The sequence below is a fragment of the Nibrella saemangeumensis genome (assembly GCF_039541915.1).
GTDB lineage: Bacteria > Bacteroidota > Bacteroidia > Cytophagales > Spirosomataceae > Nibrella > Nibrella saemangeumensis.
This window is the reverse complement of record NZ_BAABHD010000008.1, coordinates 1-17,658: the sequence shown is the minus strand read 5'-3', so window position 1 is coordinate 17,658 and position 17,658 is coordinate 1. Positions and strand designations below refer to the sequence as shown.

General features: G+C 51.2%; 9 protein-coding genes. All 9 read right to left on the bottom strand.

Annotation, left to right across the window (positions count from 1 at the left end; all coding sequences use genetic code 11):
* Positions 1-3,795: carbohydrate-binding protein (locus ABD949_RS04490; protein WP_345241030.1), on the bottom strand; the 3,795-nt coding region annotated here is incomplete at its 3' end.
* A 354-nt stretch (positions 3,796-4,149) separates the two neighbouring features.
* A complete protein-coding gene (locus ABD949_RS04485; RefSeq protein ID WP_425576728.1) occupies positions 4,150-7,617 on the bottom strand; it encodes a carbohydrate-binding protein in 3,468 nt (1,155 codons plus the stop codon).
* Between the two features lie 285 nt (positions 7,618-7,902).
* Positions 7,903-8,247 carry a hypothetical protein gene (locus ABD949_RS04480; protein ID WP_345241028.1) on the bottom strand — a complete coding sequence of 115 codons (345 nt, stop codon included), beginning with the start codon at positions 8,245-8,247 and terminating at the stop codon, positions 7,903-7,905.
* Positions 8,248-8,402: 155 nt separating this feature from the next.
* Positions 8,403-9,266 (bottom strand): dienelactone hydrolase family protein, encoded by an 864-nt coding sequence (locus ABD949_RS04475; protein WP_345241026.1) that lies wholly within the window; start codon positions 9,264-9,266, stop codon positions 8,403-8,405.
* 33 nt (positions 9,267-9,299) lie between these two features.
* Positions 9,300-10,580 carry a metallophosphoesterase gene (locus ABD949_RS04470; RefSeq protein WP_345241025.1) on the bottom strand — a complete coding sequence of 427 codons (1,281 nt, stop codon included), beginning with the start codon at positions 10,578-10,580 and terminating at the stop codon, positions 9,300-9,302.
* Positions 10,581-10,664: 84 nt separating this feature from the next.
* On the bottom strand, positions 10,665-14,099 hold the full coding sequence (locus tag ABD949_RS04465) for an efflux RND transporter permease subunit (RefSeq protein ID WP_345241023.1): 3,435 nt from the start codon (positions 14,097-14,099) through the stop codon (positions 10,665-10,667).
* A gap of 91 nt (positions 14,100-14,190) precedes the next feature.
* Complete coding sequence (locus ABD949_RS04460; protein WP_345241021.1) at positions 14,191-15,321, bottom strand: efflux RND transporter periplasmic adaptor subunit; 1,131 nt, start codon at positions 15,319-15,321, stop codon at positions 14,191-14,193.
* Between the two features lie 42 nt (positions 15,322-15,363).
* Positions 15,364-16,737 carry a TolC family protein gene (locus tag ABD949_RS04455; protein WP_345241019.1) on the bottom strand — a complete coding sequence of 458 codons (1,374 nt, stop codon included), beginning with the start codon at positions 16,735-16,737 and terminating at the stop codon, positions 15,364-15,366.
* Entirely contained in the window at positions 16,734-17,336 is a 603-nt protein-coding gene (locus tag ABD949_RS04450; RefSeq protein WP_345241017.1) for a TetR/AcrR family transcriptional regulator, read from the bottom strand. The genes ABD949_RS04455 and ABD949_RS04450 overlap by 4 nt, the downstream gene beginning before the upstream one ends.
* Positions 17,337-17,658: the final 322 nt, after the last annotated feature.

The window sequence follows — 17,658 nt, the reverse complement described above, 5'->3', positions numbered from 1 at the left end:
CTCGGGCAACGCACCGAAGGTGATCACGGACTGGGGCTTCTCCGGGGCTGGCTTGACCACCTGGGCCTGCACCACATCCACGGCCGCCCGGTAGCTGGTACTGGCCACCTGTGAAGCGGTGATGTTGGCCGTACCCGCCCCTACTACCGTGGCCAGCCACTTGCCCGTGCTGTTGCTCACACTGACCACAGCCGGGTTAGAGCTGCTGAAAGTAATGGCCACCTCAGGGTTAGTGCTGGTGGCTACCAGCTCAAAGGGCGCATCGCCCACGGTCTTCTCGGGCAACGCACCGAAGGTGATCACCGCCTGAGGCTTCTCCGGGGCGGGCTTCACTACCTGGGCCTGCACCACATCCACGGCCGCCCGGTAGCTGGTACTGGCCGCCTGTGAAGCGGTGATGTTGGCCGTACCGGCCGATACAATAGTGGCCAGCCACTTGCCCGTGCTGTTGCTCACACTGACCACAGCCGGGTTAGAGCTGCTGAAGGTGATGGCCACCTCCGGGTTAGTGCTGGTGGCCACCAGCTCAAAAGGCGCATCGCCCACGGTCTTCTCGGGCAACGCACCGAAGGTGATCACGGACTGGGGCTTCTCCGGGGCTGGCTTGACCACCTGGGCCTGCACCACATCCACGGCCGCCCGGTAGCTGGTACTGGCTGCCTGTGAAGCGGTGATGTTAGCCGTGCCCGCCCCTACTACCGTGGCCAGCCACTTGCCCGTGCTGTTGCTCACACTGACCACAGCCGGGTTAGAGCTGCTGAAGGTGATGGCCACCTCAGGGTTAGTGCTGGTGGCCACCAGCTCAAAGGGGGCATCGCCCACGGTCTTCTCGGGCAACGCACCGAAGGTGATCACCGCCTGAGGCTTCTCCGGGGCGGGCTTCACTACCTGGGCCTGCACCACATCCACGGCCGCCCGGTAGCTGGTACTGGCCGCCTGTGAAGCGGTGATGTTAGCCGTGCCCGCCCCTACTACCGTGGCCAGCCACTTGCCCGTGCTGTTGCTCACACTGACCACAGCCGGGTTAGAGCTGCTGAAGGTGATGGCCACCTCAGGGTTAGTGCTGGTGGCCACCAGCTCAAAGGGGGCATCGCCCACGGTCTTCTCGGGCAACGCACCGAAGGTGATCACCGCCTGAGGCTTCTCCGGGACCGCAGCTTCAAACCAATTGAAGTTCCAGGAACCTTTCTCAATATCAATACTCAACGTTTGATTACCCGCCGTTAAGGCTACGGATGTGCTGACGGTCGTCCAGGTTTGTAGGTTAGCCGTCGCGGGTATATCAATTGTCTTTAGTATAGATCCATTCCTGCCTTTGCGCAGACGCATCTGGCCACCTGGACCTGCTACTCGCAGGGTGAAAGTGTAGGTGCCGGCACTAGTTACAGAAACATTGTAGTCCATCCAGTCATTGCCGTCAATGTTCGTCACGTGGGATCCCCCACCGGCATCTGTTGTACTGGCAATGACTACTCCTTTCATAGCATCATAACTTTCTGCCTCTATCCTTCCTGGCAGTATTTTACTCCCACTAACTGGAGCCGCTTTGACCACCTGGGCCTGCACCACATCCACAGCCGCCCGGTAGCTGGTGCTGGCTGCCTGTGAAGCCGTGATGCTGGCTGTGCCGGCCGATACAATAGTGGCCAGCCACTTACCCGTGCTGTTGCTCACACTGACCACACTGGCATTAGAAGAACTGAAGGTGATGGCCACCTCAGAGTTGGTACTGGTGGCCACCAGCTCAAAAGGCGCATCGCCCACGGTCTTCTCGGGCAACGCACCGAAGGTGATCACCGCCTGAGGCTTCTCCGGGGCTGCCTTCACTACCTGAGCCTGCACCACATCCACAGCCGCCCGGTAACTGGTGCTGGCCGCCTGCGAGGCCGTGATGTTGGCCGTACCGGCTGCCACTACCGTGGCCAGCCACTTACCCGTGCTGTTGCTCACACTGACCACAGCCGGGTTAGAGCTGCTGAAAGTAATGGCCACCTCAGGGTTAGTGCTGGTGGCTACCAGCTCAAAGGGGGCATCGCCCACGGTCTTCTCGGCCAGCGCACCGAAGGTGATCACGGACTGGGGCTTCTCCGGGGCTGCCTTCACCACCTGAGCCTGCACCACATCCACAGCCGCCCGGTAACTGGTGCTGGCTGCCTGCGAGGCCGTGATGCTGGCTGTGCCGGCCGATACAATAGTGGCCAGCCACTTACCCGTGCTGTTGCTCACACTGACCACACTGGCATTAGAAGAACTGAAGGTGATGGCCACCTCAGAGTTGGTACTGGTGGCCACCAGCTCAAAAGGCGCATCGCCCACGGTCTTCTCGGGCAACGCACCGAAGGTGATCACGGACTGGGGCTTCTCCGGGGCTGCCTTCACTACCTGAGCCTGCACCACATCCACAGCCGCCCGGTAGCTGGTGCTGGCCGCCTGCGAGGCCGTGATGTTGGCCGTACCGGCTGCCACTACCGTGGCCAGCCACTTACCCGTGCTGTTGCTCACACTGACCACACTGGCATTAGAAGAACTGAAGGTGATGGCCACCTCCGGGTTAGTGCTGGTGGCTACCAACTCAAAGGGCGCATCGCCCACGGTCTTCTCGGGCAACGCACCGAAGGTGATCACGGACTGGGGCTTCTCCGGGGCTGCCTTCACTACCTGAGCCTGCACCACATCCACAGCCGCCCGGTAGCTGGTGCTGGCCGCCTGCGAGGCCGTGATGTTGGCCGTACCGGCTGCCACTACCGTGGCCAGCCACTTACCCGTGCTGTTGCTCACACTGACCACACTGGCATTAGAAGAACTGAAGGTGATGGCCACCTCCGGGTTAGTGCTGGTGGCTACCAACTCAAAGGGCGCATCGCCCACGGTCTTCTCGGGCAACGCACCGAAGGTGATCACGGACTGGGGCTTCTCCGGGGCTGCCTTCACTACCTGAGCCTGCACCACATCCACAGCCGCCCGGTAACTGGTGCTGGCTGCCTGCGAGGCCGTGATGTTAGCCGTGCCCGCCCCCACTACCGTGGCCAGCCACTTGCCCGTGCTGTTGCTCACACTGACCACAGCCGGGTTAGAGCTGCTGAAAGTAATGGGCACCTCCCCATTGGTGCTGGTGGTTACCAGCTCAAAGGGCGCATCGCCCACGGTCTTCTCGGCCAGCGCACCGAAGGTGATCACGGCCTGAGGCTTCTCCGGGACGGTAGCCTCAAACCAGTTAAGGTTTCCCACTCCCTTTACCATATCCAGATTTAGCGTCTGATTACCTGCACTCAGGACTACACTGGTGCTGACGGTTATCCAGGTTTGCAGATTGGCGGTAGCTGGTATATCAATCGTTTTAATAATGGGACCATTCCTGCCCTTGCGCAGCCGCAGCTGACCCGCTGGACCAGCTACCCTAAGGCTGAACGTATACGTACCAGCTTCTGCTACGTTGATATTATAGTCCAGCCAGTCATTGCCATCAAGACTGGTGATGTGGAGTCCCCCTCCCACATCGGTGGTGGTGGCAGTGGATACCCCTTTCATGGCATCAAAACTCTCTGCTTCAATTCTGCCCGGCAATGGCTTATAAGCGTAAGCCAAAGGAAAACTAGCCTCGGTAGCAACTCGTTCTCTAAGAACGTAGCTGCCTTTGATGCTACTGACCAGGTCATCACCTTCCCTGGCAGAATGGATTATTCTAACCGGTTTATTCGCTTCGACAAAAGTCAGATACGTTTTCTCTTCGTTTTGAGTAAAGGAGCTTAGAAAAAAGGCACAAAGAGCCAGGCTGGCTAATAAAAGTTTAGTCATTACCCCAGAGTTAGTATTAAATGAATGAGAAGTTTATATATGAAATACTACTTGAAAGTCTGGTACTGTTAGTTACCCTTTTCGACTGCTATAAGCCGGGTTTATCGGATGGCGTGGATTACCGCTAAATTTATATGTTCAATTGGTAAATATAGTCTGGTTTTATACAAGTAAATAATTCCAGACATTTGAAAATTCGCAACGTACAATAGTATACTATGCCTAATTACAAACCGCTTAGCTGTGGTTAAGATAACCTTAATGGGAAGTATGCAAACAAAAATAGGGGAGGTTAGCTATGTCGCCTTTGCACCTCCCCTTTCTTTTTATATACTTCCTGGTTCAATTATCTATCTATTGGACCTTAATAACCTTCCGTAGAACACGCTTCTGCCCCTGACTTACCTCCACTAGGTAGAGGCCGACGGGCAGGGCAGACAGATCAACACAAGCGCGAAATCCAACATCCTGCTTTTCATAACTTATCTGTTGGTATACCCTGCCCAGGGCAGTATCCAGCACTCGCACCTGTACAGGTACCTGCTGCTCATTGTCAAATGCAATCTGGATCTGTGCCGTTGTTGGGTTCGGATAAACCTGAACCATGCTTAATCCGGTTGGCTCCGCGGGAGCCGCCAACCGCGCACCGGATACGGGTATCACAAAAGCCGGCGTTTCAGTAACGGTTACTTTCAGCTTTCCGCTGCTGGTCGGTACCTGCTGTTCCTCCATGATGTCACTACCCGCTTTAGGCTTATAAATTTTAGCACTGGTAGCACTACCCAGATCCAGCGTATACTCTCCGGTACGGCCCTTCTCATCGGGTATGACCAACATATACATCGACTGACCATTGTAGCTGTACCGGTCAACGATCGGATCATTAGCTAAGGTCTGCTGGTAGCGGTACTCTCCGAACTGCTTGTTGACCTGGTAGAGGTAGTCAGCGGCCGGACGTCTGCTCAGGGTGGATTCGTTGGCGAGACCTGACGTGGCGTATTGGCCCGATGAGTTTGCCACGGCATCGTAGAGCTGATAGAAGAACAGTTTATCAATGCCGTTACGGGCGTACAGCAACGCACTTCGCAATACCCAATCGGCCTGCGTCACCAGTTCTGATTTAGGGCCGATAGGAATTGCTTTCAAAGGACTACCCTGATTGACATCATACCCGGCCTCAGTAATCCAGACCGGCATGCCTTTAAGCTGCTGGTGAGCTACCTGCACATAGCCCTTCGCATCCTGAGCCGCTGGGGAAAGTTCCGGAGCCGAACCCCGATTTTCTGCACTGTTGAAGGTATAATAGTGGTAATTGATCACATCCCAGCAAACATCAACACTACCGTCGGGCCGGTAGCCCCGGTACTGCCTGCACCAGTCAATCATGCCTTTAACATAATCCTTGTTCGTACAGATACCGGCAATAACTACCTGTATGGTTGGATCAGCATTCTTCACGCCTACCGCCGGCCCCATAGTATTTTTGTGTCCGTCGTAGAAAGCCGACAGGTTGGCCGCATACTCACGAGCGGTCTGGTAAGCCCGACGGCCCTCCCACCATTTATCCCGCTCATTGTCGCATTCAATGTATTTGATTAACCCCATACCAATCTTCACGGTATTGATACCATCTCCAGTCCAGCGTTGAGTGCTATTGACCTTGACCAGACTGGGATCTACATTGCGATTGCTGCCGTAACGGGCAATGTATTGGAAACCGACTTTGGCCTGCTCAATATAGGAGCGCGGATCGGCGAAGTCTTTGCCGTAGCGTACCGGCACATTATCTTCATCCCGCTGCCCCTCTGGATACGTATCCATTAGCCATTTAGGAATAGTCTTCAAACAGGCCAGAACTTCTATACCTTCGGCTTTGCAGCGCTCATAAATGGCATCATAGTTCCAGCCCCCACTGTGGGTAGGATTGAAGGTATAACTGCCTTCAGTCGATTCGATCCGCTCCCAATCCATATAGTGCCGGACGCCCGTAAAGTTTTTCACCACCTTTACTTTTGACTCATTGAGCTGCCAGGGCGTATTACCATCTTCGAAATTCCACTCGTAAGCATTGATACCAAACATATCCTTAAGCCGCACCGGTTTCAGGGGAGCCGATGTCGGCGGACTTGCCGGGGCTTTATAGGACCCGTAAAGCTCGATCTCTGTCGGATAAATATTCCACATATTCAGTACCAGATAGCGAGCACCTTTCGCCACTGTTTTCAGATCGAAAACCGCTGGTTGATTCGGATCAGGGCCAACCCAGCCGTAGCTGGAACCGGTAAACGTCGCTACCGGAATACGGTTCCACTGTGCATCAATAATGGACAGGGTCATAGGCTTGTCAGGATCATAGCCATAGCCGTCGAAGAACTTCACCGCATCAATCGTGATCTCCTCCCCGTCAAGCAGAGGGTAGTAAGCATCATAGTTCGCCAGGACTTTGCTCCAGCCGGTCTGGATATCAACGTCGGTCCGTTCATCGGATAAACCTTCCAGACCGCCGGTTGTGGTATTCAATTGATACCAGCGGTTTCCATCAATGGGTATTTTGACTCTCGTAGTTGACGAAGTACCCCCGCCTGTTATCTCAAACCAGTTAAAGTTCCAGCCTCCACTAACGGCATGCATTCGCAGCGTCTGATTGCCTCCGCTCAGCGACACCATTGTGCTCACGGTCGTCCAGGTTTGCCAGGCACCCGTTGTCGGTAGGGTAAGTGTTGTTATCACGGAGCCGGAAGCGTTCCGTAATTGAAGCTGTCCGCCCGAGCCTGCCACTCGTACACTGAAGGTGTAGGTGCCCGCCGAGGCAACATTAACGTTGTAATCCAGCCAGTCATTGGCATCAATCCAGCCCACATTATGTCCTGCCCCGGTATCAGTGGTAGTTTCGGTGGCAATGCCAGCCATGGCATCAAAACTCTCTGCTTCAATTTTACCGGGCAAAGGCTTGTATGAACCGGTTACAACCGCCGATTTTACTACCTGGGTCTGGGTTATATCAGTCGCAGGTTTAAAGTTGGTACTACCAGCCTGTGAGGCCGTGATGATGGCCGTACCCGCCCCCACCACGGTGACCATCCACTTACCCGTGCTGTTGCTGACCGAGACCACACCTGCGTTTGAGGAGGAAAAGGTTATCGGTGTTTCGGTATTCGTGCTGGTAGCCACGAGAGAAAATGCAGCATCACCTACGGTCTTTTCAGGTAAGGCGTTGAAGGTAATTACTGATTCCTTTAGTGTTGTAGTAGTCCCTCCAGTCAGAAGTTCAAACCAGTTAAAGTTCCACCCACCTTTGGCTATAAAAATGCGCAATATCTGGTTTCCGGCCTGTAGAGAGACTGTCGTGGAAACCGTGGTCCAGTTTTGTCCTCCGCCAGTAGCGGGTATATCAAGTGTCTTTAGTGTGGTACCTGAGGCTGTCCGTAATTGAAGCTGCCCGCCTGAGCCGGCCACCCGTACATTGAAGGTGTAAGTACCCGCCGAGGTAACACTGACGTTGTAATCCAGCCAGTCATTTTTTTGAGTAGCTGTAACGCTCAAACCTCCTCCGACATCAGTGGTATTTCCGGTTGAGATACCCTTCATGGCTGAATAGCTTTCAGCCTCAATTTTACCCGGCAGAGGTTGGTAATTAGCCGCTACGAATCGTAATCGGGCAGCAAAATTAAGTTTGGCTGCACTTATTAACAGGTTGGCAGTATTACCTATTCTGCTATCTTTATTGGCCGTCCAGCCTTTTAGTTTATCTCCCCCTTGAACAGTAAGTGAGAATAACAACGTAGCCAAAATAGCTAAGATGGAAAACTTTAGTTTATACATAAGTCGAATTATCGCTTAATATTAGGCTCAAAAATTTATTAAACGGCAATTCGGTAAGAAAAGTCCTAAACCTTCTTTTATTAATTTTATAATAGGTTCAATTATTCAAAGAATATTTAGCACTAAATCTATAAAAATATCATATGTTCTAACGATTTATGTGTCCTTATTTTTACAAACATCAAACATACGGTTACATGTAAAATGATTACGTTTAACCTTTATTCAGCTCAAATAAAAAACCGGCACTTTCGCGCCGGTTTTCTGATAATACCTGACAGGTTATTAACGAAGTCGATTACGATATGGACTCCGGGGGCCACCATTCCGGTAACCATCGTTCCGGTACCCATACTGCTGCGGAGCATTCCGATAATACCGTGGTCGGGGAGCGTACCGGTAGGCCGGTGGCCGCACATAAGCCCTCGGACGGGCATACACCCTCGGTGATGGTACAACTACCACCGGTGGAGCCGGCCGGTACATATAAGGCCGGGGTCCGTAATAACCATAGCCAGGTCCGGGTCCGAACCCGCCATCCCTGTAAACAACTGTTCTGGTGGCACAGCCTGTCATAACCAATGCTACCAGCACCGCTACCAGCACCGACGCTCTTTTTACCTGTTTCATAGCTGTAAAGTGTCTAATCAGTGTGTAGAATTAACCTTACCGCTTAGACAAGTTTGTAAGTAAAACGTTTAATTACTCGCACAAGTTATTTGAAAGACAAAGAAAAAGCCCCGGCGTTGCATATGCCAGGGCTCCTGTTTTTCGACTTATACGGGTTAGGCTTTCAGCCGTTCTTTGAGATAATTCAATGTCAGTTTATACGCGTCAGTAGCGGCTTCTTTATCATAACCAGCCGTATTACTGGGATTAGCAAAAGCGTGGTCGGCATTGTACATCTTAATGGTTACCTTCTCACCAGCTTTCTTCATATTCTCCTGGAAAGTATTCACCATTTCGACAGGAATACCCCTGTCTTTGCTGCCAAAAACGCCCAGCACATCCGTATCCAGTTTTTTAAGCTGCTCCACATCTTGTACCGGTCGCCCGTAATACATTACGCAGGCATCGGCCTGCTTGCCAGCCAGAATCGCGGATTGCAGGGATAGCATACCGCCAAAGCACCAGCCGATGCTGCCAATCCGGGCTTTCGGACCCGCATGAGCAATGGCCCCCTTCATAATGTTTTGCAGGCGGTCCTGCTGCGCACCCTGCATCAGTTTGGCGGCATCTTCGCGCTTAGAGGCTACCTGCCCATCGTACATATCAACCGCCAGCACGTTTACGTCCTTGAGGTCGTTGTACATTTTTTCGGCTTCCTGTTTGATATGGTCGTTCAACCCCCACCACTCCTGGTACACCAGCAGCCACTTGTCCGAGGGGTTCTTTGACTTCAGGAAAAAGCCGTTCGCGGTTTTGCCGTCCGGCGTCGGAAAGGTAATCATGCTACCGGCCTTGCTCTCATAGGTGAACAGAACCGGCTCCGGGTGCATCATCTGAAACTCTTTATTGGCCGCCAGCATCGACATATCATTACCGGATGTCTGACAAAGCGGAATTTCAGCGGTTTCGGTTTTCTGTGGTGATACCTGAGAGAACACCGACATAATCAGCGAGAGAAGACTTACGAAAACTACCTTCATGGTGATGAGTGATAAATTGGGTTAAACTGTTAATCAGGCTTTCTGTAATTCAAATATGGTAATTTCCGGTAAAATGCCAACCCGGCCGGGATACCCAATATAGCCGTAGCCGCGGTTTACATACAGACGCTGCTCTCCCTCCTGATACAGCCCCGCCCACTGCCGGTAAAAATACTGGCACGGACTCCACTGCACGCCCGCAATCTCTACCCCAAACTGAGCACCGTGGGTATGTCCGGAAAACTGCACGTCAATATCCGGATACTGCGGCCGCACCTCGGCATCCCAATGCGTCGGGTCATGCGAGAGCAGTAATTTGACCGGATAATCCTTAGTACCCTGATAGGCTTTAGCCAGGTTACCCCGCTTGAGAGCCGCCGGCCCAAAACCCAGGTTCTGCACACCCAAGACGGCAATTTTATCACCACCGGCTGACAGAATACGGTTCTCGTCCAGCAGAATATCCCAGCCCATTTCTTTATGAGCCGCTATCAGGTTGTTCAGATTCTGCTGTTTTGCCTGGAGGCTCGGCCATTGGTAGTAGTTGCCGTAGTCATGGTTACCAAGGGTAGAATATACCCCCAGTGGTGCTTTAACTTTATTGAATATGTCAATGTAGTTTTTAACCTCATCGGCCGTATTATTCACGAGGTCACCGGTGAAGAAAGCCACATCGGGTTTCTCCCGCATCAGCATCTCAACACCGCCTTTAACCGCTGTTTTGTTGAAAAAGCTACCGGAGTGAATGTCTGAAATCTGAGCAATTTTCATTCCATCAAAGCCTGACGGCAGATTCTTCAACGGCAGCTTTACCCGCCGAATCCGGTAATCGTGCGCACCCGACAGAATACCGTAGGTAAATCCTACCAGCGGAACGGTGCCGGCAATCAGGGCCGTTTTCATCAGGAACTCCGAGCGGGGAATAGCCTTTGCCGCCGGAATTACTTTCTGAGCTGTATTGTCCACAGCTTCGCGAACATCCGGGCGGTAAAACAGGGATACAATCCACCGGAGCAAGCGGAAGATATCGTCGAGCAACAGGACCAGCACCGCAAAAAACTTCGAGAAGTATGGGATCAGAATGGCGGCCCAAATCATGCTGCGGGTTACCCGCCCGACACTATCCGGCGGTATTAACTGCATGACAATGTACGTCACGAGTGAAACTACTGTAATGCCCCAATAAATGAAAGTTACTATTCGCTGGCCATTATCCGATAATGACCGGCTGACCACCCGAACAGCCTGGTAAACGTAAATATCAATGAGCAGAAAGACGGTGGCAATAAGAAGAAAGAAACCTAGTCGGTTCATATTCCAGTAAATAAGAACCCACTGCAAAAGAGCCCTTGAGCATAACCAGTTGCAGTGGGTTTAGGTTTTACTACGTTTTGAGGATTAACTCACATACTCCGGTTCCTTGGCGGGCTCCCCAGCCGGCTTCTTACGGAACCGATCCCGGATACGCTCGTTGATCCAGTACATACAGGGTACGATCACGAGTGTCAGCACGGTCGAGAAGGTCAGACCGAAGATGATGGTCCAGGCCAGAATGTTCCAGAACACAGCGCTGTCTCCACCAATAACGATGTGAGGGTCAAAGCTGCGGAACAAGCCCACAAAGTCGATTGTCAGACCAGTCGCCAGCGGAACCAGACCCAATACGGCGGCTGAGGCCGTCAACAATACCGGAGTCAAACGAATAGCCCCCCCTTCAATAATAGCTTCACGGAGCGGCATACCCCGGCCACGAAGTTCATCAATGAATTCTATCAGCAGGATTCCGTTCTTTACCACAATACCGGCCAGGGCAATAATACCCACCCCAGACATAATGACCGAGAAAGTTTTGCCGAAGAGCATAAAGCCCAGTAACACGCCGACCAGCGACAGGACAATAGTGACGAAGATAATAATCGGCTTCACCACCGAGTTAAACTGTGTGGCCAGGATCAGATAAATCAACAACAGCGCCATCAGGAACGCCATTCCTAAAAATTCCATCGACTCCTGCTGATCTTCCTGTTCACCACCCATTCTAACCTTGTAGCCGTTCGGCACTTCCATCTGGTTTACCAACGCCTGAATTTGCGCCACAATCTCATTGGCATTGTAGCCGGGCACAATGTCGGAACTCAACGTAATGATCCGCTCCTGGTTCTTGCGGTTGATCTGGCTAAATGTCGTCGAGTATTGAACATCAGCAACCGAGGTCAACGGTACCTGACGCAGCATACCACCGGCGTTCATGTCCCGGTACACAACGTTCATACTCAGCAGACGTTCAATCTGGCTGCGGTCGTCTTTTTTCAGACGAACCATGATCGGATACTCATCCTTTTCGTCCCGGAACTTCGAGATTTCCAGACCAAATAAGGCGGTCCGAACGGCCTGCGCTATCTGCCCCGACGAGATACCTTCCCGCTGTGCTTTGTCTCGGTTGACGTTGATGATGATTTCGGGCTTGTTGGTGATCAGGTCAGACTTTAATTGATCGATTCCTTCAATACCCGCCTGCGAAATCCGCTGCCGAACATCTTTTTCCAGCTTCATCAGCGTGGCGAACTCATCCCCTGCAATTTCAATAGAAATCGGCTTACCCGTTGGCGGACCATTACGTTCGCGTTCAACCGAGATTTCCGTACCGGGAATGCCTTGCATCGACGCCCGCACTTTATTCAGGATGTCTTCAGTCGATACACCGCCCCGAAGTTCGTTCTTCACAAAGGCAACGGTCACTTTTGACTTATGCGGAGTTGCCGACCGGTCAGGGTTAAAGGGATCACCGGCGTTTTTACCAACGTTTGAAATAACAGAGTTGACGATGTTCATGGCTTTATTGTCGTCCAGCACCTTGAACACCCGCTTTTCGATCACCTTGGTAACCGAGTCGGTTACATGGGCATCTGTACCTACCGGCATTACGTTATAAACATATACGTAATCGGGATCACCACTCGGGAAGAAGATTACCTTCGGCTGCACAATACCCATCAGAACAAACGTCACGATGAGGAGAACGAACATTGAAGCGATAGCCCCCACCGGTCGCCAGCCTACCAGGATCCAGGAAATCAGGCTGCGGTAGCCATCCTTTAGTTTCGGTAACAATCCCTCCTGAAACGGTACAATAATGCGTGGCGTCAGGATATAATGATTGAAGGTGTACAGCAGGATAAAGAAAACAAACAGGTTACCAATACCCCGGTCTATGATATATCCCACACCTGCCAGAGCCGCCATGATGATCAGCGGCCGCTGAATGCTTTTGAAGCTGGTATCTTTCTCCTCATGGTGCTCCTCATCATGGCGCTTCATAAACGTTACGGCGAATACCGGGTTCATCACATAAGCCACAAACAGCGAAGCAAACAAGGTCAGAATCAGGGTCAGCGGCAGAAACTTCATGAACTCACCCACAATACCCGGCCAGAACAGCAGGGGAAAGAACGGCGCAATGGTCGTTAGCGTACCCGACAATACCGGGATGAAGACCTCGCCGGCAGCCGCTTTTACGGCCTTTTTGATGTCCCAGTCTTTGTGCTGATTAAACAGCCGGTGCGTGTTTTCAATAACCACAATGGCATCGTCTACCACAATACCCAGGCCCAGCAGGAAGGCAAAAAGCACAATGGTATTCAGGGTAAACGTAGTACCAACAATTGGCCCTACTACCGGCATACACACGAAAGCAACCAGCGCCGACAAGGGTACCGAGAGCCCCACAAAAATAGCATCGCGCACCCCCATGAAGAACATCAGGATGAGCACTACGAAAATAAAGCCCAGCACGACCGTGTTCACCAGGTCATGCAGATCACTGCGGGTACGCTCCGACTGATCAGCCGTAATTTTTACGTCAAGGCCCTGCGGGAAGCGGTCCTGCTTGAATTGCTCAATCGTTTTTTCAATGTTATCGGCCGCCGAAATCAGGTTAGCGCCTGACCGCTTGATCACGTTCAGCGTTACCACCGATTTATTATCCAGACGGGCATAATCCTGCTGCTCTTCAAAGCTGTCAATAACCTGTGCGACATCACCCAACCGTACCGTGGCGCCGGTAGCGGTACGGATCTGAAGATTTTCCATCTGCGCCACTTCGGTGAACTCGCCTTTTATCCGCAACGTTCGGCGAACGCCATCAATCGGCAGTTCACCTCCCGACGCATTTACGTTTTCACCCTGAACGGCCATCATAATATCGCCGAAAGTCAGACCAGCTGATTGCATTCTGGGCAGATCCACGTTAATTTGAATCTCACGCGTTAGCGCCCCGACAATGTCTACCCGACTGATTTCGGGCATTGCTTCAACGGCATCCTGCAAATCCTCGGCGTATTCTTTTAACTGCTTCAGCGAAAAGTTACCCGCCATGTTAATGTTCATAATCGGGAACTCCGAAAACTCAACGCTTTGGGCGGTCGGGCCCGACGTCAGGTCACTTTCTTTAGGTAGATCCTGCTTGGCCTTATCGACGGCATCGCGTACCTTCTGAAGCGCATCCTCTGAGTTCACATCAGGGTTAAATTCAACCAGAATTACGGATACATCCTGAAGAGCATTCGACTTCACCCGCTTCACACCCGAGATTGACTTGATCTGTTTCTCGATAGGCTTGTTAATGGTGTTTTCAATATCAGCAGGAGCCGTTCCGGCATAGATGGTCTGTACATAAACCTGCGGAACCTTGATGTCGGGAAATTGCTCTTTGGGCAGGTTATTGTAAATGACCAGGCCGAACAACGTAATAATGAAGGTGAAGATGTATATCGCGGTCCGGTTCTCTACGCACCAGTTGGTAAAGCTGAGCGTTTTGTATTGTTCAAACTTCATAAGAGATTTAGTTTGACGTTTGAGGTCTGTAGTTCGAGGTTTGAGGTTTGGTTTTGGCCAAATTGAAACGTCAAACTAAAACCTCAAATGATTAAAAATTGATTGGTTGTCCGTCTGCCAGTTCCTGATACCCTTGTGTAATAAGCTGGTCACCTGCGCTGAGGCCCTCCGTAATCTCAATCTGTCCACCGTAACTCATGCCGGTTTTTACCGGACGCGCCTTTGCCACCTTCTTTCCGCCTTCATTGACGGCCACGTATACTAGCTGACCGTTTTCCGTACTCTGAATCAGATTCTGATTGATCACTACCGCGTTCGGTTTGGCCTCATCATTGATCTTCACCTGTGCCAGCATATTCGGCTTTAGGCTGTTATCAGCCGGCAGCGGAGCCTCAATAATAAAAGTTCGGCTGAGGGGGTCTACCGTGGTCGATACAAAATTGATGCGGGTATTCAACTCCCGGTTAACATCCGGGAAACGTACAATAACCGCATCGCCTTTCCGCACACTGCCCACATAGGAGTCGGCTACTTTAGCGACAACTTTAAGCTGGCCCAGATTAACAACCCGTACCATACCCATTCCGGGCATAGCCATATCGCCGATTTTTACGTTTACTTTATCCACAACTCCACCAATTGGTGACGTAACCGTAAACTGCGACCGTTGGGTAGACAGCGTAGCCAGTTGCCGCTCCAGCGCTTCCTTATTGGTCTTCGCCTGGAGGTACTGTATTTCCGTACCAATCTGCTGTTTCCAGAGATTAGCCTGCTTTTCATAAACCGTAGTCGCTAAAGCTAATTGCGTTTTCAACTGTTCGGCATTATCCCGAAGAACCGCATCGTCCAGACGGGCAATCACAGAACCTGCCCGCACAGCATCGCCTTCTTTTACGTACAGGGCAGTGATTGCGCCACCCGCTTTAGGCGATACCTGTACGTTATTTTTGGCGTCAATCGTACCTTGTAATTCAACATAATGGCGGAACGTAGTTGCCGCTACCGGCGAAACAACCACATCTTTCACGCGAACCTGCTCAGCCCGTTTAGGGTCCAGCTTTGTCAACTCCGTCTCCAGCGTCCGGATTTTCGTACTAAGCTCAGCCTGTTGTTTTTTCAGGTCTGCCAATTCAGCCTTCTTGGTGTCAAGGTCAGATTTCTTTTCGGCAGAACATGCCAATAGTAAGCTTGTGGTAAGTGCTAATGCGTAATATGCTTTCATTGTCCGTCTTGTATCAAAGAGTCAGGTTGTATTCGGTTTCGGTTAATTCTCAGTGTACAGTTTGCCTAAAGCTTTGTCCAAGTCCACTTTGGCCAGCATAAAATCAAGGAGCGCTGCGTAGTAGTTTGTCTGCGCTTCTCGTGAAGAAGTTTCGGCGTTTAGTACCTCTATGTTCGAGCCGACACCTTCTTTGTATTTAATGCGTGTTACGCGAAGTATCTCCTGCGCTAGTTCAAGGTTGCTCTGCTGCGTGCGAAGGGTTTGCAGATTGTTCTGCAGGGTTATCTGCGACTGACGGATCTGCAGGTCAATGGAATTCTTCAGTAGTTCACCACTATTCTGCGCTTTCTGCAGAGTAATTCGCTGTTGTTGAATCCGATAACGCTTAGCAAAGCCATCAAAGATGGGCGCCGACAGGTTTAAACCTACGGATGATAGAGCAAACCACTTCGTTGTAATCATATCACCGAAGCTGTTCCGGCCATTATTATATCCATAATTGAAGAACGCCGACAGGCGGGGGAAGTACTGCTTCTGCGTATTCTGAATATCCAGATCAGCGAGTTTCAACTGCGACTGCAACTGCGAAAACTCAACTCGGTTGGCGTAGTCGAACGACGCGGGAATGCTGTTGACGGTCCGCTCCAGTTCGTCTAAATTCAATTGCGGGATCTGGTCGGTCAGATAAATTGGGTCATTGATACCGAGCCCCATCTGAAACTTCAGCAGATAATAACTCAGCCCTACCAGATTCTGGACCTTCTGCTTTTCTGTCTTCAGGTTGTTCGATTGGACTTCCAGACGACTCACATCAATCTTTTCGACAAAGCCTTGCTGGTTCAATGCGCGGGTCTCCCGCAGCAGCGTATCCAGACGGCCAATATTAAAATCGAGCAGTTTCATTCGTTCCTGACTAACCAGCACGCCATAGTAAGCCTTAGCGACCTGCTCGGCAATGGTAACCTTGGAAGCGGTCGTATTTTTCTGGGCCAGTTCCCGATACACATCAGCAGCTTTCAGGCCGATGCGATAGGAAGCATCAAACAAAAGCTGATTTACCGATCCCTGGATGTTACCTGTATAATCGACGCCGAACCGGACCGGCTGCGGACCGGCTGATTCTGGCAACTGAAAAAACTGAGGGGGTAAGAATACCGTCTGAATAGCCAGGTTATTCATGAACATACCACTTACGCTCACCTGAGGTAACGAAACTGCCTTGATCTCTCGAATACGAGCTTCGGCACTTTGAGCGTCGAGTTGAGTATTCGTTGCATTTACATTGTGCTCAACGGCATAGCGGATAGCTTCCGACAGAGAGAAATTTTGGGGCGTCTGGGCCATCGCTGGAGTAAAACCAAGAAGGCCTAGGGAGAACCCGATAATGGTACAGAGTTGTTTGGATAGGTACTTCATAATGTATTCAGGTTGTATTGATTATATACGGAGAAGCCTTTCTCCGTTAAAAGACCGCGGATAAAATGATGGAGTAATTGTTCCTGAACAGCCAGTACATTGGCTCTTGACCCAGGAAAAACCCGCTCGTCAAAGCCCAACTGAACAGATTCGATGCGCAATCGAGCCATTACTTCTATATCTATGTCAGGGCGATAAAGTCCTTCCTGAACGCCCCGACGCAGGTTATCCTGGATAGAAGTCAGAATATATTGTTCTTTATGCTTTAGAAAAACTGCCCATGCCTTTGGATAATGACGCTGCACATCCAGCACCATACTTGGATTAACGGTAACTGCGTGCTGCCGCAGCAATTCAGATACTCTAAGAATTTCTTCAACCGGATTACCAGCCCCCCGGAATTGACACTGAAACTCTTCCTCGTCCCGATCCAGCTTATCCTTGACTACCTGAAATACGATATCCTCCTTATCTTCGAAATGCTGGTAAATAGTCTTTTTAGAGATTCCTAACTGGCGGGCAATATCGTCCATGGTTATCGACTTCACGCCATACTTCCAGAACAGGCCTTCAGCTTCCGTAAGTATCTTTTCTTTCATGAACGATTGGAAAAACTAATGAAGGAACCGAGGAAACTTTTCTAAAGTTTCTGGTTTCCAGATTAAATTTACGCTCTCGAGTCAGAAGCAAAGTAAAGCAGATATGCAACCCTCAGCAAGGTAAAATAGCTGAACAACCGGATTTTAGTGACGAATACGACGAAAAGAGTGACGGAGTAAAGAGAAGGTAGGAAGGTTTACTAGATGACAATGTATAAACCGGCTAAAACAGCAAGAGCCGATCGGTGAGGATCGGCTCTTGGTTGTAAATAGATGAGGTGGCAGCTACCTACTCTCCCACCGGTGAAGGCAGTACCATCGG

Excerpts from the sequence above, each read along its gene's own strand:
- ABD949_RS04460 (WP_345241021.1), bottom strand. The coding sequence starts at position 15,321 with ATGAAAGCATATTACGCATTAGCACTTACCACAAGCTTACTATTGGCA.
- ABD949_RS04470 (WP_345241025.1), bottom strand. The coding sequence starts at position 10,580 with ATGAACCGACTAGGTTTCTTTCTTCTTATTGCCACCGTCTTTCTGCTC.
- ABD949_RS04485 (WP_425576728.1), bottom strand. The coding sequence starts at position 7,617 with ATGTATAAACTAAAGTTTTCCATCTTAGCTATTTTGGCTACGTTGTTA.
- ABD949_RS04465 (WP_345241023.1), bottom strand. The coding sequence starts at position 14,099 with ATGAAGTTTGAACAATACAAAACGCTCAGCTTTACCAACTGGTGCGTA.
- ABD949_RS04475 (WP_345241026.1), bottom strand. The coding sequence starts at position 9,266 with ATGAAGGTAGTTTTCGTAAGTCTTCTCTCGCTGATTATGTCGGTGTTC.
- ABD949_RS04480 (WP_345241028.1), bottom strand. The coding sequence starts at position 8,247 with ATGAAACAGGTAAAAAGAGCGTCGGTGCTGGTAGCGGTGCTGGTAGCA.
- ABD949_RS04455 (WP_345241019.1), bottom strand. The coding sequence starts at position 16,737 with ATGAAGTACCTATCCAAACAACTCTGTACCATTATCGGGTTCTCCCTA.
- ABD949_RS04450 (WP_345241017.1), bottom strand. The coding sequence starts at position 17,336 with ATGAAAGAAAAGATACTTACGGAAGCTGAAGGCCTGTTCTGGAAGTAT.